Source organism: Ideonella sp. (genome assembly GCF_041914305.1).
GTDB lineage: Bacteria > Pseudomonadota > Gammaproteobacteria > Burkholderiales > Burkholderiaceae_C > Ideonella.
On record NZ_JAYSDQ010000033.1, the window covers coordinates 1 to 17692 of the forward strand.

General features: G+C 66.7%; 19 protein-coding genes and 1 tRNA gene. 17 read left to right on the top strand and 3 right to left on the bottom strand.

The window, feature by feature from the left end; translation table 11 throughout:
• Positions 1–1728, top strand: a 1728-nt coding sequence (uvrB, locus tag ACE3SG_RS28180) for an excinuclease ABC subunit UvrB (protein ID WP_374569591.1), incomplete at its 5' end; no start/stop codon positions are given.
• 17 nt (positions 1729–1745) lie between these two features.
• Here the strand turns inward: uvrB and ACE3SG_RS28185 are convergent.
• Positions 1746–2522, bottom strand: a complete 777-nt coding sequence (locus ACE3SG_RS28185; protein ID WP_374569592.1) for a substrate-binding periplasmic protein — start codon at positions 2520–2522, stop codon at positions 1746–1748.
• Positions 2523–2665: 143 nt separating this feature from the next.
• Here ACE3SG_RS28185 and ACE3SG_RS28190 point away from each other — a divergent pair, with 143 nt between their 5' ends.
• From ACE3SG_RS28190 to fdx, 9 genes are all read left to right on the top strand, one after another.
• Positions 2666–3145, top strand: a complete 480-nt coding sequence (locus ACE3SG_RS28190; RefSeq protein ID WP_374569593.1) for a low molecular weight protein-tyrosine-phosphatase — start codon at positions 2666–2668, stop codon at positions 3143–3145.
• A 253-nt stretch (positions 3146–3398) separates the two neighbouring features.
• The gene (gene iscR, locus ACE3SG_RS28195; RefSeq protein ID WP_329721337.1) at positions 3399–3932 is read left to right on the top strand and encodes a Fe-S cluster assembly transcriptional regulator IscR; all 534 of its coding nucleotides are present in this window, start codon (positions 3399–3401) and stop codon (positions 3930–3932) included.
• A 21-nt stretch (positions 3933–3953) separates the two neighbouring features.
• The gene (locus ACE3SG_RS28200) at positions 3954–5177 is read left to right on the top strand and encodes an IscS subfamily cysteine desulfurase (protein WP_374569594.1); all 1224 of its coding nucleotides are present in this window, start codon (positions 3954–3956) and stop codon (positions 5175–5177) included.
• Between the two features lie 41 nt (positions 5178–5218).
• Complete coding sequence (iscU, locus tag ACE3SG_RS28205) at positions 5219–5641, top strand: Fe-S cluster assembly scaffold IscU (protein ID WP_374569595.1); 423 nt, start codon at positions 5219–5221, stop codon at positions 5639–5641.
• A gap of 4 nt (positions 5642–5645) precedes the next feature.
• Complete coding sequence (gene iscA / locus ACE3SG_RS28210) at positions 5646–5969, top strand: iron-sulfur cluster assembly protein IscA (protein WP_374569596.1); 324 nt, start codon at positions 5646–5648, stop codon at positions 5967–5969.
• Positions 5970–6059: 90 nt separating this feature from the next.
• Entirely contained in the window at positions 6060–6545 is a 486-nt protein-coding gene (locus ACE3SG_RS28215) for a GNAT family N-acetyltransferase (protein ID WP_374569597.1), read from the top strand.
• A gap of 26 nt (positions 6546–6571) precedes the next feature.
• Complete coding sequence (hscB, locus tag ACE3SG_RS28220; RefSeq protein WP_374569598.1) at positions 6572–7090, top strand: Fe-S protein assembly co-chaperone HscB; 519 nt, start codon at positions 6572–6574, stop codon at positions 7088–7090.
• Positions 7091–7094: 4 nt separating this feature from the next.
• Positions 7095–8951: a Fe-S protein assembly chaperone HscA gene (gene hscA / locus ACE3SG_RS28225; RefSeq protein WP_374569599.1), complete on the top strand. Its 1857-nt coding sequence runs from the start codon at positions 7095–7097 to the stop codon at positions 8949–8951.
• Between the two features lie 14 nt (positions 8952–8965).
• On the top strand, positions 8966–9304 hold the full coding sequence (gene fdx, locus ACE3SG_RS28230) for an ISC system 2Fe-2S type ferredoxin (protein WP_374569600.1): 339 nt from the start codon (positions 8966–8968) through the stop codon (positions 9302–9304).
• 72 nt (positions 9305–9376) lie between these two features.
• On the opposite strand, the gene ACE3SG_RS28235 is transcribed toward fdx, so the two are convergent.
• Positions 9377–9691, bottom strand: coding sequence for a hypothetical protein (locus ACE3SG_RS28235; RefSeq protein ID WP_374569601.1), 315 nt, complete (start codon positions 9689–9691; stop codon positions 9377–9379).
• Positions 9692–9799: 108 nt separating this feature from the next.
• Here ACE3SG_RS28235 and tsaD point away from each other — a divergent pair, with 108 nt between their 5' ends.
• Positions 9800–10834: a tRNA (adenosine(37)-N6)-threonylcarbamoyltransferase complex transferase subunit TsaD gene (gene tsaD / locus ACE3SG_RS28240; protein WP_374569602.1), complete on the top strand. Its 1035-nt coding sequence runs from the start codon at positions 9800–9802 to the stop codon at positions 10832–10834.
• A gap of 76 nt (positions 10835–10910) precedes the next feature.
• Here tsaD and ACE3SG_RS28245 read toward each other — a convergent pair whose 3' ends face one another.
• A complete protein-coding gene (locus ACE3SG_RS28245) occupies positions 10911–11783 on the bottom strand; it encodes a zinc metalloprotease (protein ID WP_374569604.1) in 873 nt (290 codons plus the stop codon).
• Between the two features lie 414 nt (positions 11784–12197).
• Between ACE3SG_RS28245 and rpsO the strand changes: the two genes are divergently transcribed.
• The 6 genes from rpsO to ACE3SG_RS28275 all read left to right on the top strand — a co-directional run bounded on the left by rpsO (position 12198) and on the right by ACE3SG_RS28275 (position 17553).
• A complete protein-coding gene (gene rpsO / locus ACE3SG_RS28250; RefSeq protein WP_374569605.1) occupies positions 12198–12467 on the top strand; it encodes a 30S ribosomal protein S15 in 270 nt (89 codons plus the stop codon).
• A gap of 296 nt (positions 12468–12763) precedes the next feature.
• Positions 12764–15073: a polyribonucleotide nucleotidyltransferase gene (pnp, locus tag ACE3SG_RS28255; protein ID WP_374569606.1), complete on the top strand. Its 2310-nt coding sequence runs from the start codon at positions 12764–12766 to the stop codon at positions 15071–15073.
• 20 nt (positions 15074–15093) lie between these two features.
• The gene (locus ACE3SG_RS28260; protein WP_374569607.1) at positions 15094–16089 is read left to right on the top strand and encodes an NAD(P)H-quinone oxidoreductase; all 996 of its coding nucleotides are present in this window, start codon (positions 15094–15096) and stop codon (positions 16087–16089) included.
• Positions 16090–16113: 24 nt separating this feature from the next.
• Complete coding sequence (tpiA, locus tag ACE3SG_RS28265) at positions 16114–16854, top strand: triose-phosphate isomerase (protein WP_374569608.1); 741 nt, start codon at positions 16114–16116, stop codon at positions 16852–16854.
• A gap of 46 nt (positions 16855–16900) precedes the next feature.
• Positions 16901–17275, top strand: a complete 375-nt coding sequence (secG, locus tag ACE3SG_RS28270; protein ID WP_374569609.1) for a preprotein translocase subunit SecG — start codon at positions 16901–16903, stop codon at positions 17273–17275.
• Between the two features lie 193 nt (positions 17276–17468).
• A tRNA-Leu gene (locus ACE3SG_RS28275) sits at positions 17469–17553 on the top strand.
• Positions 17554–17692: the final 139 nt, after the last annotated feature.

The following is a 17692-nucleotide window of genomic DNA, read 5'->3' on the forward strand; positions in this document are numbered from 1 at the left end:
CTGTTCATCGAGAAGGACTCGTCGATCAACGAGCACATCGAGCAGATGCGGCTGTCCGCCACCAAGAGCGTGCTGGAGCGGCGTGACACGGTGATCGTGGCCTCGGTCAGCGCGATCTACGGCATCGGCAAGCCCGAGGACTACACGCAGATGCGCTTCATCGTGCGGGTGGGCGACAAGATCGGCCAGCGTGACGTGATCGCCCAACTGATCCGCATGCAGTACACCCGCAACGAGACCGACTTCTCGCGCGGCACCTTTCGCGTGCGCGGCGACACGATCGACGTGTTCCCCGCCGAGCACTCCGAGCTTGCCGTGCGCCTGGAACTGTTCGACGACGAGGTCGAGAGCCTGAGCCTGCTGGACCCGCTGACCGGGCGCATCCGGCAGAAGGTGCCGCGCTTCACGATCTACCCATCCAGCCACTACGTGACGCCGCGCGACCGTGTGGTGGCGGCGATCGAAACGATCAAGGCCGAGTTGCGCGAGCGGCTCGACTTCTTCATCAAGGAGGGCAAGCTGGTCGAGGCGCAGCGGCTGGAGCAGCGCACGCGCTTCGACCTCGAGATGCTGCAGGAGGTGGGCCACTGCAAGGGCATCGAGAACTACACGCGGCACTTGTCCGGTGCCGCGCCGGGTGACCCGCCGCCGACGATGGTCGACTACATGCCCAAGGACGCGTTGATGTTCCTGGACGAAAGCCATGTGCTGATCGGCCAGTTCGGCGGCATGTACAACGGCGACCGGGCGCGCAAGAGTGTGCTGGTCGACTACGGCTTCCGCCTGCCCAGCGCGCTGGACAACCGGCCGCTGAAGTTCGAGGAATTCGAGACCAAGATGCGCCAGGCGATCTTCGTCTCGGCGACGCCAGCGGCCTATGAGCAGCAGCATGCCGGCCAGGTGGTCGAACAGCTGGTGCGGCCGACCGGCCTGGTCGACCCGATCGTCGAGGTGCGGCCGGCCACGCACCAGGTCGACGACGTGCTGCAGGAGATCCGTCACACGGTCGAGGCTGGCGAGCGCGTGCTGATCACCACGCTGACCAAGCGCATGGCCGAGCAGCTGACCGACTACCTGAGCGACAACGGCGTGAAGGTGCGCTACCTGCACTCGGACATCGACACGGTCGAGCGCGTCGAGATCCTGCGCGACCTGCGGCTGGGCACCTTCGACGTGCTGGTCGGCATCAACCTGCTGCGCGAGGGGCTCGACATCCCCGAGGTGTCGCTGGTGGCGATCCTCGATGCCGACAAAGAGGGCTTCCTGCGCGCCGAGCGCAGCCTGGTGCAGACGATCGGCCGCGCCGCGCGCAACGTGAATGGCCGCGCGATCCTCTACGCCGACAAGATCACCGACTCGATGCGCAAGGCCATGGACGAGACCGAGCGCCGGCGCAACAAGCAGATCGCCTTCAACGCCGAGATGGGCATCGTGCCGCGAGGCATCCGCAAGCAGGTCAAGGAGCTGATCGACGGCGTGGTGGCCGAGAAGTCGGGCAAGGACGATCTGCGCCTGGCGCAGCAGGCGGCCGAGGTCGAGGCGCTGAGCGAGAAAGACCTGGGCAAGCGCATCAAGGCGCTGGAAAAGCAGATGCTCGAATTCGCCAAGAGCCTCGAGTTCGAGAAGGCGGCCCGCGTGCGCGACCAGTTGGCGCTGCTGCGCGAGCAGGCCTTCGGTGCCGGCGCGGCGCACGATTCGAACGTCGTGCCGGTGGTCAGCGGGCGCTGAGCGGTTGCGCGGGCCAACTAACGCGCCAGTTGCGGGCAGCCGTTGGGCCAGCCCTTGCAGCCGGGCAGGTAGCGCTCGAGCAGGCGCTGCGGCAAGCCTTTGTCCTTGACCTCGGCAAAGCCGCGGCGCAGCCGGGCCACCAGCGTGGGGTCGGCCCCCTTGCCGAAGGCGAAGTAGTAGCCGCCGTTGTCGACCAGCATCACCGTGCGTTCGACCTCGGTGCCCGACAGGCCGTGCAGCTTCATGCGCCAGGCCATGCCGATCTCGTTGGCGATCACCAGGTCGACCCGCCCGGCCAGCAGCAGGCGGATCGTGGTGTCACCATCGCTGACCAGCTGCAGCAGGTTCTGGTCGACGATGTCGAGCTTGAGCATCAGGTCGGTCTGCGCGTCGCCGCGCACGGTGGCGACGCGGTACTTGCGCACGTCTTGCAGGCTGTCGAGCCGCATGTCGCTGCGGTTGCTGAGCTTGTAGAAGAAGCCCTGGTGCCGCGCGAACGGGCCGATCCATTCGAACTGGTCTTCTCTCTCGGGGGTGCGCGAGATCGTGTAGATCAGCGTGTTCGGGTCTTCCTTGACGCGCAGCAAGGCGCGCGGCCAGGGCAGGAACTCGATGTGGGGCTCCAGGCCGGCATGCTGCATCGACTCGCGCAAGATGTCGGTCGCGAAGCCGGACGGGTACTGGCCGTCGAGCATGTTGAAGGGTGGGGCGTCGGTGGTGACGACCTCGACGGGCGCCGCCTGCACGAAGCCGTACAACAACACCAACAGCAGGCAGGTGAGGCGGCGAATCATCGTGGACTGCAGGGCGCCCAGACTCGACACTGGACAGTGCCAGTTTAGGGCGGCCGTGGGCGCCGACAATGACAGCGCAGCAACGTACCCCTTGAATGAATACCGGCGACACCGCGAACGATCATGAATGAGGAGCACAGCGCATGACGGCCGACCCGCCGATCCACGTGGTGATGGTCTGCACCGGCAACATCTGTCGCTCGCCCACGGCCGAGGCGGTGCTGCGCGCCTTGGCCGAGAAGCAGGGCGTGGCCGACCGCCTGCTGATCGATTCGGCCGGCATCGAGGCTTACCATGTCGGCGCACCACCCGATGTGCGCTCGCAAGACCATGCCCGCCGCCGAGGTTATGAGCTGGGCGCCTTGCGGGCGCGCCAGGTGGGTGCCGCCGATTTCGAACGAGTCGACTGGTTGCTGGCGATGGACCGCTGGCACCTGGCCGCCTTGAAGCGCCGTGTCGCGCCGAGCCGGCAGGGGGCGCTGCGTTTGCTGATGGACTTTTCCCCTCAACCCGGCACCGAGGTGCCTGACCCTTACTATGGCGGCCCGGCCGACTTCGAGCGGGTGCTCGATCTCGTCGAGGCCGGCTGTAAAGGTTTGCTCGAGCACTTGTTCGGGCGGTAAGCCGGCCTCATCTGACCGTTTCCGGCAGCTTCGTGCTGCCAACGCCGTCAACTCGGCGTTCACGCGGCGTTGGCAAACTGATACTCGACAAAAACGCTCGGCCTCGGCTATAATTGAGCAAAACAGTCGGACTCTGCCGCGGGTAAACCCGGGCCGTCCGGTACGGTTCCAACCCATTTGGCCATTTGGCCGCAAAGAGTTTCGAAGTCGTCGCGCGAGGGTGGCGATGGAGATCTCTCAGCAGGAGAACCCTATGCGATTGACCACCAAGGGCCGCTTTGCGGTCACCGCCATGATTGATCTGGCGCTGCGCTCGAACAACGGGCCCGTGGCGCTGGCGGCGATCAGCCAGCGTCAACAGATTTCCCTGTCGTACCTTGAGCAGCTGTTCGGCAAGCTGCGCCGGCACGAGCTGGTCGAAAGCACCCGTGGCCCGGGCGGCGGCTACTCGCTCGGCCGCAAGGCCGAGGAGATCAGCGTGGCCGACATCATCGTCGCGGTCGATGAACCGATCGATGCCACCGGCTGCGCCGGCAAAGAAAACTGCATGGGCGATGACGCCGGCCGTTGCATGACCCACGAGCTGTGGGCCAGCCTGAACACCAAGATGATCGAATTCCTCGACTCGATCACCTTGCGCAAGCTGGTCGACGATCAACTCGCCAAGGGCGTGTCGATCGAAGAAGCGCCGATCAAGCGCGCGATTTCCAGCCAGCCTGTCGTCAAGCCGATCAAGATCACCGCACCGAACTCGGTGTTTGCGCTCGGCAACGCGTTCTCGAAGTAAGGAAGCCAGAAGCCTTTCGCCATGGACATGACCCCGCATTTCCCGATCTACATGGACTACGGCGCCACCACGCCGGTCGACAACCGCGTGGTGGACGCGATGGTGCCCTGGTTGCGCGAGCACTTCGGCAACCCGGCATCCCGCAGCCACGCCTGGGGTTGGGAGGCGGAAGAGGCCGTGGAGAAGGCCCGTGGCGAGGTGGCGGCCCTGATCAACGCCGACCCGCGCGAGATCGTCTGGACCTCGGGTGCCACCGAGTCCAACAACCTGGCGATCAAGGGCGCGGCGCACTTCTACGCGCAGACCAAGGGCAAGCACATCATCACCGTGAAGACCGAGCACAAGGCCGTGCTCGACACGGTGCGTGAGCTCGAGCGCCAGGGCTTCGAGGCGACCTACCTCGATGTGCAACCCGACGGGCTGGTCGATTTCGAGGCCTTCAAGGCCGCGATCCGGCCCGACACGGTGCTGGCCTCGGTGATGTTCGTCAACAACGAGATCGGCGTCATCCAGGACGTGGTCGCGTTGGGCAAACTGTGCCGCGAGAACGGCGTGATCTTCCACGTCGATGCGGCACAGGCCACCGGCAAGGTCGAGATCGACATGACCAAGCTGCCGATCGACCTGATGAGCCTGGCCTCGCACAAGACCTACGGCCCGAAGGGCATCGGTGCGCTTTACGTGCGCCGCAAGCCGCGCGTGCGCCTCGAAGCGCAGATGCACGGCGGCGGCCATGAGCGTGGCCTGCGCTCGGGCACGCTGCCCACGCACCAGATCGTCGGCATGGGCGAGGCTTTTCGCATTGCCCGCGAGGAGATGGCGGCCGAGTTGCCACGCATCCGTGCGTTGCACCAGCGCCTGATCGATGGCCTGTCGGGCATCGAGCAGACCTTCATCAACGGCCACCTCGAAAAGCGGGTGCCGCACAACCTGAACATCTCGTTCAACTACGTCGAAGGCGAGTCGTTGATCATGGGTGTCAAGGGCCTGGCGGTGTCGTCGGGCTCGGCCTGCACCTCGGCCAGCCTGGAGCCCAGCTATGTGCTGCGCGCCCTGGGCCGCAGCGACGAGCTGGCGCATTCGAGCCTGCGCATCACGATCGGCCGGTTCACGACCGAAGACGAGATCGACTACGCCGTAGCGACGCTGAAAGACCGCGTTGCCAAGCTGCGTGAGCTGTCTCCGCTGTGGGACATGTACCGCGACGGCGTCGACATCTCTGCCATTCAATGGGCCGCGCATTGAGGGAAAGCGCGCCCCGCGACTACTGATTCAGGAGTACCACGATGTCTTACAGCCAGAAGGTCATCGACCATTACGAGAACCCGCGCAACGTCGGCAACTTCGACAAGGGTGACGACTCCGTCGGCACCGGCATGGTCGGTGCGCCGGCCTGCGGCGATGTGATGAAGCTGCAGATCAAGGTCAACCCGGCCACCGGCTTGATCGAGGACGCGCGCTTCAAGACCTACGGCTGCGGCTCTGCGATCGCGTCGAGCTCGCTGGTCACCGAGTGGGTCAAGGGCAAGACGCTGGACCAGGCGCTGACGATCAAGAACACCCACATCGCCGAAGAGCTGGCGCTGCCGCCGGTGAAGATCCATTGCTCGATCCTGGCCGAAGATGCGATCAAGGCGGCGGTGGACGACTACCGCTCGCGCCACGACGCCACGCAAGCCGCCGAAGCCACCAGCGAACAGGCGAGCTGAGCCGATGGCGGTCACCCTGACTGAGGCGGCGGCCCGCCACGTCACGCGTTACCTGAGCCGCCGCGGCAAGGGCGTGGGCGTGCGCCTGGGCGTGAAGACCACCGGCTGTTCCGGCCTGGCCTACAAGCTGGAATACGCCGACGACGTGGCGCCCGAAGACGTGGTCTTCGAAGGCCACGGCGTGAAGGTGCTGGTCGATCCGAAGAGCCTGCCCTACCTCGATGGCACCGAGCTCGACTTCGTTCGCGAAGGCCTGAACGAGGGCTTCAAGTTCCACAACCCGCGCGAGAAAGACCGTTGCGGGTGTGGTGAGTCGTTCCGCGTCTGACGAGGGTCGAAACGCTTCGTCGACAATGGCTCTCTCTGACCGGGCGCGGCGCTGAACAGGCCGCGCCTTTTTCATGTTCTGCCTGCCCCCATGTCTTCTCGCGAGATCCTGATTCGCCCCGAGCGCCCCGACCACCCGCAGGTGGTGGCGATGCTGGCTGAGCTGGACGCCTACCTGGCGTCGCTCTATGAGCCCGAGGACAACCACATCCTCGACGTGCAGGCGTTGCTCGCGCCCGAGATCGACTTTCTGGTGGCCCAGGAGCAGGGTGGGTTGATCGGTTGCGGCGCCACCCGCCGCATGCCCGGCGAGCCCGACACGGCCGACCAGCCCTACGGCGAGATCAAGCGCATGTTCGTGCACCCGGCCGCGCGCGGCCAGCGGGTCGCGCAGCGCCTGCTGGCGCAGCTGGAAGAGCGGTTGAAGGCGGGCGGCGTTTCGCTGGCACTGCTCGAAACCGGGCGCGATCAGCTCGAAGCGGTGCGCCTGTACGAGCGCAGCGGCTACGTGTTGCGGGGCGCCTTCGGCGGCTACCCCGACAACGGCCTGTCGCTCTTCTACGAAAAGCGCCTGTGAACGCCAGCGAGCCCATGCAGACGGCCATGAAGCTCGACGATGACGACTTCACGCTGTTCGGCCTGCCGCAGCGGTTCACGCTCGACCGTGCCGAGATCGACCAGCGCTGGCGCTCGTTGCAGGCCCGGGTGCATCCCGACCGCTTCAGTGCCGAGGGGGCCGCGTCCCAGCGCCTGGCGATGCAGTGGGCGGTGCGGGTGAACCAGGCCCACCAGCGCCTGAAAGACCCGCTGGCCCGCGCCGCCTACCTGTGCGAGCTGCGTGGCGCGCCGATCAACGCCGAGCGCAACACGGCGATGCCGGTCAGCTTCCTGGCCCAGCAGATGCACTGGCGTGAAGCGTTGGACGAAGCCGAGGACGAGTCGGCCGTGCAGGCGCTGGACGATTCCGTGGCGGCGCGTGAGGCCGAGCTGCTCGACGACGTGGCCCGCGCGCTGGACGAGCGCCACGATGCGGCAGCGGCCGCCGACAAGGTGCGCGCGCTGATGTTCGTGCACCGCTTTCGCGCCGACGTGAACCGCCGGCTCGAACAATTCGATTCTTGAACCCATGGCATTGCTGCAGATTTCAGAACCCGGCCAGTCGCCCGATCCGCACCAGCGGCGCATCGCGGTGGGCATCGACCTGGGCACCACCAATTCGCTCGTCGCGGCCGTGCGCCACGGCGTGGTCGAGTGCCTGCCCGACGCGCAGGGCCGCACGATGCTGCCGTCGATCGTTCGCTACCTCGAAAGCGGCAAGCGCCAGATCGGCTACGACGCCGCGGCCACCCAGGCCGACGACCCCGAGCACACGATCGTTTCGGTCAAGCGCCTGATGGGCCGGGGCCTGGCCGACGTGACCGGCCGCGCCAAGCTGCCGTACCGCTTTGTCGACCACCCGGGCATGGTGGCGATCGAGACGCGCCAGGGTGTGAAGACGCCGGTCGAGGTGTCGGCCGAGATCCTGGCCACGCTGCGCCAGCGCGCCGAAGACAGTTTCGACGACGACCTGTTCGGTGCAGTGATCACCGTGCCGGCCTATTTCGACGACGCGCAGCGCCAGGCCACCAAGGACGCGGCGCAGCTGGCCGGCATCAACGTGCTGCGGCTGATCAACGAACCCACCGCGGCTGCCGTGGCCTATGGGCTGGAGAACGGCAGCGAAGGGCTGTACGCCGTCTATGACCTGGGGGGCGGCACCTTCGACATCTCGCTGCTGCGCTTGCAGCGCGGCGTGTTCGAGGTGGTGGCCACCGGTGGCGACGCGGCGCTGGGCGGCGACGACTTCGACCACGCGCTGGCCGATTGGGTGGCGGCGCAAGCCGGCGTCGAGCCGCAGTCGCCGCACGAGCGCCGCGCGCTGCTGGTGGCCGCGCGGGCAACCAAAGAGGCATTGACCGACGCACCGCAAGCCACGCTGCGCTGCCAGGTGGCCGGGCGCGATCTGGCCCAGGCGGTGACGCGCGAGCAGTTCGACACGGTGACGCAAGCGCTGCTGCAGCGCACGCTGGCTGCGGTGCGCAAGGTCTTGCGCGATGCCAAGGTCAAGAAAGACGAGGTGAAGGGCGTGGTGCTGGTCGGTGGGTCGACCCGCATGCCGTCGGTGCGCCGCGCGGTCGGCGAATTGTTCGGCCACGAGCCGCTGACCAACCTGAACCCGGACGAGGTGGTGGCGATCGGCGCTGCCGTGCAAGCCAACGCGCTGGCCGGCAATGCCAAGGACGGCGAGCTGCTGCTGCTGGACGTGATCCCGCTGTCGCTGGGCCTGGAAACGATGGGGGGCCTGGTCGAGCGGGTGATCGAGCGCAACACGACCATCCCCGTGGCCAAGGCGCAAGACTTCACCACCTTCAAGGACGGCCAGACCGCGATGGTCATCCATGTGCTGCAGGGCGAACGCGAGCTGGTCAGCGACTGCCGCTCGCTGGCGCGCTTCGAGCTGCGCGGGATCCCGCCAATGGTCGCCGGCGCGGCGCGTATCCGCGTCAGCTTCCAGGTCGATGCCGACGGCCTGCTGAGCGTCAGCGCCCGCGAGCTCACGTCGGGCGTCGAGGCGGCCGTGCAGGTCAAGCCCAGCTACGGGCTGGCCGACGACGACATCGCCCGGATGCTGAAAGAGAGCTTTTCGAGCGCCGAGGCCGACATGCAGGCCCGCGCGCTGCGCGAAGCCCGTGTCGAGGCCGAGCGCATGGACCTGGCCACCCAGGCGGCGCTGGCGGCCGATGGTGACTTGCTCGACGAGGCCGAGCGCCTGTCGATCGCCCAGCTGCTAGAGCGGGTGCGCGAGGCCGCCAAGGGCGACCAGCCCGACGCCATCAATCAAGCCGTGGAGGCCCTGGCCGGCGGCACCGAAAACTTTGCCGCGGCGCGCATGAACCGCGGCATTCGCACCGCGCTCACCGGGCGCGGGCTGGACGAGATCTGAGCCTTCACGACCCCATGCCTGTCATCAAGATTCTTCCCCACGCCCAGCTGTGCCCGCAGGGCGACGAGATCCAGGCCGAGCCCGGCGTGTCGATCTGCGAGGCCTTGCTTGAAAACGGTATCGCGATCGAGCACGCGTGCGAGATGAGCTGTGCCTGCACGACCTGCCACGTGATCATCAAGAAAGGCTTCGATTCGCTGGGCGAGCTCGACGAGATCGAGGAAGACCTGCTCGACAAGGCCTGGGGGCTGACGCCGACCTCGCGCTTGTCCTGCCAGGCCATCGTCAGCGACGAAGACGTGACGATCGAGCTGCCGAAGTACACGATCAACCACGCTCGCGAAAACCACTGAGCCGGGCCCCCACAAGCAGCTGAGCCAGGCATTGCCTGGCTCAGTGGGGGGAGGTGATCAGCGGCGACTGAGTCAGGCCGTCAAACGGCGGAACCAGCCGACGAGATTGGGCCGCCAGCGGCCGGCGCCCGGGGCGGCGGTGCGCACTTCGAGCACATTGCGAGAGGCCAGGAACTGCAGCAGCGCGCGCACCTCGGCGGGCTTGATGCCGTCGCGCTTGAGCAGCGACGCTTCGCTGATGTGGCGCTGAGACAGATCGCTCAGCAGCCGGCGAAAACCGGTGCGGCGAAACTCAGTCGGAAGGTCCGGCCAGGAAAGCAGTTTGTATTCTTTCATACCCAACGTTCGCTCAAATTTTTTGCCCAGCATCGCGAGGCTTTTGGCCACGTTAGCACGCTATTCTCCGTGAATGGCATTGTCCTGGCTCCGATTCAAATCCGGGTTGGCAAAGCACAGGAAGTCGTGTAGCAAGCCACGTTCCAGATTGACACATTCATGAACATTTTGGGTTTCGAATCGTCCTGCGACGAAACCGGCGTGGCGGTTGTCTCCTTCGAAGGCGCCGAGCCGCCGCGGCTGCGCGGCCAGGCCTTGCATAGTCAGGTGCAGATGCACGAGGCCTATGGCGGTGTGGTGCCCGAGTTGGCTTCGCGTGACCACGTGCGCCGGGCGCTGCCGCTGGCTGAGGCGGCGTTGGCCGAGGCGGGCGTGGCGCTGCGCGACATCGACCTGGTCGCCTTCACCCGCGGCCCCGGCTTGGCGGGGGCGTTGCTGGTCGGTGCCGGCGTTGCCTGCGGCCTGGCTGCGGCGCTGTGCCGGCCCACGCTGGGCATTCATCACCTCGAAGGCCACCTGCTGTCGCCGTTCCTGTCGGCCGACCCGCCGCAGTTTCCGTTTGCGGCGCTGCTCGTGTCCGGTGGCCACACCCAGCTGATGCGGGTCGACGGGGTGGGGCGCTACGAGTTGCTGGGCGAGACCATCGACGATGCGGCTGGCGAGGCGTTCGACAAGTCTGCCAAGTTGCTGGGCCTGGGTTACCCCGGCGGGCCGGCGCTGGCTCGGTTGGCCGAAAGCGGCAACGGACATGCGTTCGAGTTGCCGCGCCCATTGCTGCACCAGCCGAACCTCGATTTTTCGTTCGCCGGCTTGAAGACCGCGGTGATGACGACGCTCAAGCGGCTGGGCACAGAGGTGTCGCCCGAGCAGCGGGCCGATCTGGCGGCCAGCACGCAGGCTGCGATCGTCGAGGTGCTGGTGCGCAAGTCGATGCGAGCGCTGCGCGAGACAGGGTTGCGGCGCCTGGTCGTGGCAGGGGGCGTAGGGGCGAACGCGATGCTGCGGGGCGAGCTTGGTGCGGCCTGCGCCAGGCTGGGCGCCAAGGTGCACTACCCCGAGCTTCATCTGTGCACCGACAACGGCGCGATGATCGCGCTGGCGGCGGCCATGCGCTGTCAGGCGGGGTTGGCGGTCCTGAGCGATGAGCATCGTTTTTCGGTTCGGCCGCGTTGGGACCTGGCCGAGGCAGGGTAGAGCTGAACGTCAAGGAAAAAAGCCGGCCACGAAGGGCCGGCTTTCGCTCATCCGGCACAAGCCGGATCGGCCCGGATCAGGGCTGACGGTATTGCTGGTACAGCTGGTTCATGCGGGTGGTCTGGCCCGCGGTGAACTGGTTCATGCAGCTGTCGTCGGTGTAGTCCATGAAGTTGGTGATCGGGTCCAGACCCGCCTTCGTGCTGCAGCTGTCGCGGCCGGTCGGGCAGCCGAAGGCAGCCGACTTCTCAGCAGGCGTGTCCTTCACCGAGTCGCCCGGCTTGGCGCAGCCACCTTGGAAGGTGTGGTACAGGCCCAGCCAGTGGCCGATTTCGTGGGTGCCCGTGTCGCCTTCGTTGTAAGGTGCAGCGGTGCCGCCCGGGACGCTGGAGAACAGCACGACGACGCCGTCGTTCTTCGGCTTCGCGGCGTAGTCGCTCGGGAAGGTTGCCCAGCCCAGCAGGCCGCCGCCCGGGTTGGCGGTGTACAGGTTCAGCGCGTCGGCGCCGCCCTTGCGCAAGGCCGTCTTGGCGTTCTTCTCGGCAGAAGAGCCCGGGGCCATCGTGTACCAGGTGGCGTTGGTGGTGCGGTCAACGCCGGCCAGCGAGAACTTGAACGGGGTGCTGGCGTAGGCAGCGTTCAGCACGGCGATCTGGTCGTCGATCTGCGATTGCGGGATGTCGCCGTTCGACAGGCCGGTGCCCTTGTTGATGACGTGGAACCAGACCGGGATCGTCACGCTGGCGGCAGCGCGGTTGGTGTCGACACCGCGGGCGTTCTGCATGCGCAGGAAGGCGGTCAGGTTGTCGTCGATGCGGGCGCGCTCGCTGGCTTCGGGGGCCACGGTGTAGCAGCGGTGGCTCAGGTGGTCGTCCTTGGCGGCGAAAGCCAGGTTGGCGGTCGCCAGGGCCGCGATGGCGGTCAGCAGAGCGGTGGTCTTGAATCGCATGAGAGTCCTTCGTTCGATATCAAAGGGGTTGGGCAAGCCCTTCGGAGGCCTGGACTGTTGGGATCCAGGCGCCCGCTCCTCGTTGTGATGGGCCTGCTTGAGCGGCGCAGTATCTGGGCCGATGTCGAGCCGATCAAGGCGTTTAGCCCTCGGTTCGCGTGTTTTGCGACCCTTCGATGAAGCTTCATGATCTTCCCCGGCCGGGTGTGTCGCCCGGTAACCGATTTCAGGGCGCAAAGCGCCGATCGGCTATACTCTGCAGGTTTTGCATTCGGGCGCCTTGGCGCTTGATGCCGAAGCAGGCACGACTCGGGTCGGTTTCACCCGGGATCGCAAGTTAGAACCGGAAACCGTACGGCCCAGCCTGCGCCCTGCAGGCCGTCGGCGGCTTCCACACCTCACAAGGAAATCGCCATGTCCGTGGCTGACATCAACAAGGCCGACATCGTCAAGGCCCATGCCCGCGCTGCTGCCGATACCGGCTCGCCGGAAGTCCAGGTCGCTCTGCTGACCGCCCGCATCAACGAGCTGACCCCTCACTTCAAGGCCCACCTGAAGGACCACCACGGCCGCCGCGGCCTGCTGAAGATGGTCAACCAGCGCAAGCGCCTGCTGTCCTACCTGAAGGACAAGGACGCCGACCGCTACACCGCGCTGATCCAGAAGCTGGGCCTGCGCAAGTAAATCGCCGCCGAATGATCCCGACCGCCTCCAGGTCACCGCAAGCGATGCCCGCCCCCCGTGGGGGAGGGTGTTTCTTGGGGCGGCCCGGCGGTCGACCCAAGAGCCTGTCCGGGGTCCGCCCCGGCACAGGCTCTTTGTTTTTCGGTTCTTAAGGGGCAGGCTGCCACGGTTGTTGCTGTGTCATTCCAGGAGGCTGTCTTGCCGCCTGCTGGAATGGCATACGACCCGCCGCCGTCTCGCTCCCGGTTCCTCCAGGTGCCACCGCAAGTGCGCCGCAAAATCACCGGAGACTCTCCATGAGCATGTTCAACAAGGTCACCAAGACTTTCCAATGGGGCCCCCATCAGGTCGTGATGGAAACGGGCGAAGTGGCTCGCCAATCCAGCGGCGCGGTCATCGTCAATATCGAAGACACCGTGGTGCTCGCCACCGTGGTGGCCAAGAAAGAAGCCAAGCCCGGCCAAGATTTCTTCCCCTTGACGGTCGACTACATCGAGAAGACCTACGCCGCCGGCAAGATCCCCGGCAGCTTCTTCAAGCGTGAAGGCCGCCCGAGCGAGCTCGAGACGCTGACCAGCCGCCTGATCGACCGTCCGATCCGCCCGCTGTTCCCGGATGGCTTCTTCAATGAAGTCCAGGTCGTCATCCACGTGCTGAGCCTGAACCCCGAGATTCAAGCCGACATCGCCGCGATGATCGCCTCGAGCGCCGCGCTGGCGATCTCGGGCATCCCGTTCAACGGCCCGATCGGTGCCGCCCGCGTGGGCTACATCAACGGCGAATACGTGCTGAACCCGGGCAAGACCCAGCTGGCCGATTCGAAGATGGACCTGGTCGTCGCCGGCACCGAAGCGGCTGTGCTGATGGTCGAATCCGAAGCCGATCAACTGCCGGAAGACGTGATGCTGGGCGCCGTGGTCTTCGGCCACGACCAGGGCAAGATCGCGATCAACGCGATCCACGACCTGGTGCGCGACGCCGGCAAGCCGGTGTGGGAATGGCAGGCCCCCGCCAAGGACGAAGCCTTCATCGGCAAGGTCACCGCGCTGGCCGAGGGCCCGCTGCGTGCCGCCTACCAGATCCGCTCGAAGCAGGCCCGCACCCAGGCCTGCCGCGAAGCCACCGCCAACGTGATGGCCTCGCTGAAGGCCGAAGGCATCGAATTCGACAGCGTGGCTGTCGAAGGCCTGCTGTTCGAGATCGAAGCCCGCATCGTGCGTGGCCAGATCCTGGCCGGCGAGCCGCGCATCGACGGCCGCGACACGCGCACCGTGCGTGGCATCGAGATCCGCAACAGCGTGCTGCCGCGCGTGCACGGCTCGGCGCTGTTCACCCGTGGTGAAACGCAGGCGCTGGTCGCCGCCACCCTGGGCACCGAGCGCGACGCGCAGATGATCGACGCGCTGGCCGGCACCTACGACGAGCGCTTCATGCTGCACTACAACATGCCCCCGTTCGCCACCGGCGAAACCGGCCGCGTGGGCAGCCCGAAGCGCCGCGAAATCGGCCACGGCCGCCTGGCCAAGCGGGCGCTCGTTGCCGCGTTGCCGAGCAAGGAAGACTTCCCGTACACGATTCGCATCGTCTCGGAAATCACCGAGTCGAACGGCTCGTCGTCGATGGCCTCGGTGTGCGGCGGCTGCCTTGCGCTGATGGACGCCGGCGTGCCGATGAAGGCCCACGTGGCCGGCATCGCGATGGGCCTGATCAAGGAAGGCAGCCGCTTCGCGGTGCTGACCGACATCCTGGGTGACGAAGATCACCTGGGCGACATGGACTTCAAGGTGGCCGGCACCACCGCCGGCATCACCGCCCTGCAGATGGACATCAAGATCCAGGGCATCACCAAGGAGATCATGCAGGTCGCGCTGGCGCAAGCCAAGGAAGCGCGCATGCACATCCTGGGCAAGATGGTCGAGGCCATGGGCGAAGCGAAGACGGAAGTCAGCCAGTTCGCCCCGCGCCTGTACACGATGAAGATCAACCCGGAGAAGATCCGTGACGTGATCGGCAAGGGCGGCGCCACCATCCGTGCGCTGACCGAAGAGACCGGCACGACGATCGACATCGGCGAAGACGGCACCATCACGATCGCCTCGACCGACGCCGACAAGGCCGCGTTCGCGAAGAAGCGCATCGAAGAGATCACCGCCGAAGCCGAAGTGGGCAAGGTCTACGAAGGCCCGGTCACCAAGATCCTGGACTTCGGCGCCCTGGTCAACATCCTGCCCGGCAAGGACGGCCTGCTGCACATCAGCCAGATCGCGCACCAGCGCGTCGAGAAGGTCGAGGACTTCCTCAAGGAAGGCCAGATGGTCAAGGTCAAGGTGCTCGAGACCGACGAGAAGGGCCGCATCAAGCTGTCGATGAAGGCCCTGCTGGAGCGCCCTGAAGGCATGGAAGAAGAGCCGCGCTTCGAGCGTCCGCGCCGTGAGTACGGTGACCGCAACGACCGTGGCGACCGCGGTGGCCGTGGTGGCGAGCGTGGCGACCGGGGCGACCGCCCCCGCCGCGAGCGCGCCGAGCAGCGCCCGGAAGGTTCTGCCGCTGACGCGCCGGCCGAAGAAGGCCAGGCGCAACAGCAGCAAGACCAGCAGCAGCAATAACGCCTGGCTGAGCGACACCCATGCGAGCCATCACGATCCGCGAGTTCGGCGCCCCCGAGGTGCTGGTCGAGGCCGAGCGCCCCGACCCGCAGCCGGTGGCGGGCGAGTTGCTGATCCGCGTGGCCGCATCCGGCGTCAACCGGCCAGACGTGCTGCAGCGCAAGGGCGCCTATGCACCGCCGCCCGGTGCGTCGGACCTGCCGGGTCTGGAGATTGCGGGCGCCATCGTCGGCGGTGACGCCGGCGAGTTGGCGGCTGCGGGCTTCAAGCTCGGCGACCGCGTCTGCGCGCTGGTCGCCGGTGGCGGCTACGCGGCGCTGTGCGCGGCGCCGATCACGCAATGCCTGCCGGTGCCGGTGGGCTGGAGCGACATCGAAGCCGCCACGTTGCCCGAGACCTTCTTCACCGTCTGGTCGAACGTGTTCGACCGCGGCGGCCTGAAGGCGGGCGAGACGCTGCTGGTGCAGGGCGGCTCGTCCGGCATCGGCGTGACGGCCATTCAGCTCGGCAAGGCCATGGGCGCGACGGTGATCGTCACCGCGGGCAGCGATGAAAAATGCGCCGCCTGCGTGGCGCTCGGTGCCGACCATGCGATCAACTACCGCGCTGTCGACTTCGCCGCCGAAGTGAAGCGGCTGACCGACGGCCGCGGCGCCGACGTGGTGCTCGACATGGTCGCCGGCGACTACGTGGCGCGCGAGTTGAGTTGCCTGGCCGACGGCGGCCGGCTGGTCATCATCGCAGTGCAGGGTGGTGTGAAGAGCGAGATCAATGCGGGCGAGGTGCTGCGCCGGCGGCTGACGATCAGTGGCTCGACGCTGCGGCCGCGCCCGGTGGCCTTCAAGGCCGCGATCGCGAAGTCGCTGCGCGACAAGGTGTGGCCGTTGATCGAGGCCGGTCGCATCAAGCCGGTGATCGAGCGGGTGTTCGAGGCCGCTGACGCCGCGGCGGCCCATGCGCTGATGGAGTCGAGCCAGCATGTCGGCAAGATCGTGCTGCGCTGGCCCGGCGCCTGATCAACAAACAAAGAGTCAAAGAAGATGAGACGCAAACTGGTGGCAGGCAACTGGAAGATGCACGGCAACCACTCGGCCAATGCCGAGCTGTTGGCCGGCGTCGTGGCGGCCCGGCCTTTTGTCTGCGACGTGGCGGTCTGCGTGCCGTTCCCGTACCTGTCCGAGACAGCCGTCGCGCTGGCCGGCAGCGACATCCGCTGGGGTGCGCAAGACTGCTCGATGCACGAGCAGGGCGCCTACACCGGCGAAGTGTCGGCCGGCATGCTGCACGAGTTCGGCTGCCGCTACGTGATCGTCGGCCACTCCGAGCGCCGCGCCTACCATGCCGAGAGCGACCAGCTGGTGGCCGACAAGGCCAAGGCTGCGCTTGCCCGTGGCGTGACGCCCATCGTCTGCGTCGGTGAAACGTTGGCGCAGCGTGAGGCCGGCGAGACCGATGCAGTGGTCAAGCGCCAGCTGTCGGCCGTGATCCACACGCTGGGCCACTGCGTGGGCGAGATGGTCGTGGCCTATGAGCCGGTCTGGGCCATCGGCACCGGCCGCACCGCGACGCCCGAGCAGGCGCAGGCGGTGCATGCGCTGCTGCGCGCGCAACTGCACGCGGCCACGCCGCATGCCGAGTCGATGCCCATCCTCTACGGCGGCAGCGTCAAGCCCGACAACGCGGCCACCTTGTTCGCCCAGGCCGACATCGACGGTGGCCTGATCGGCGGTGCTTCCTTGAAGGCGGCGGATTTCGTCGCCATCTGCCGCGCGGCGGGCTGAACAGCCTTTCGTGTCGGCACATTGAATTTTTCGGAGTCTTCAGAACATGCAAATCTGGTTGAACCTGCTGGTGGTGGTGCAAATGCTGTCCGCCATCGCGATGATCGGGCTGGTGCTGGTGCAGCACGGCAAGGGTGCCGACATGGGCGCGTCGTTCGGCAGCGGTGCCTCGGGCAGCCTGTTCGGCGCCACCGGCAGCGCGAACTTCCTGTCGCGCTCGACGGCGGTCTGCGCGTCGGTGTTCTTCATTGCCACGCTGGGCCTGGCCTTCATGTCGAGCGGTGCCTCGCGCGAAGACGCCGGCAGCAGCGTGCTCGACCGTGCGACCCCGGCCGCCGTGGCGGCTTCGGGTGCTGCATCGGCCGCGGCTTCGGCACCGGCGCCTGCGGCTTCGTCGGCACCGGCCATCCCGACACAATGAGCGTGGTGCTTGCGTCACATCAGGAACGCATAAGTGTCCTGTCGTGAGGCGGCGAAACCCTGGGAAGGGCCTCACAATCAGGCTAGAATCCAAGGCTGTTCAGCAAGCCATCCTCAAGCAAGCTGAACAGTGACGCGAAGGTCTTTGTGATGCGCGCTAGAGCGCATGCAAAGTGGCTTCGCAGAGTGCACGTGCCGACGTGGTGAAATTGGTAGACACGCTATCTTGAGGGGGTAGTGGCGAAAGCTGTGCGAGTTCGAGTCTCGCCGTCGGCACCAGAGTTCAATCGTCCAGGCCCTCATCCGGCGCCTGGGCGGGCGCCCTGAATTGAGACAGGGAATGAGCTGGGCGCGCTAGGTTCGTCGATCGAACGGTGACTCGCCGGCGTTCGTCGGGCGGCGCGCCTTTCTCGTGGCC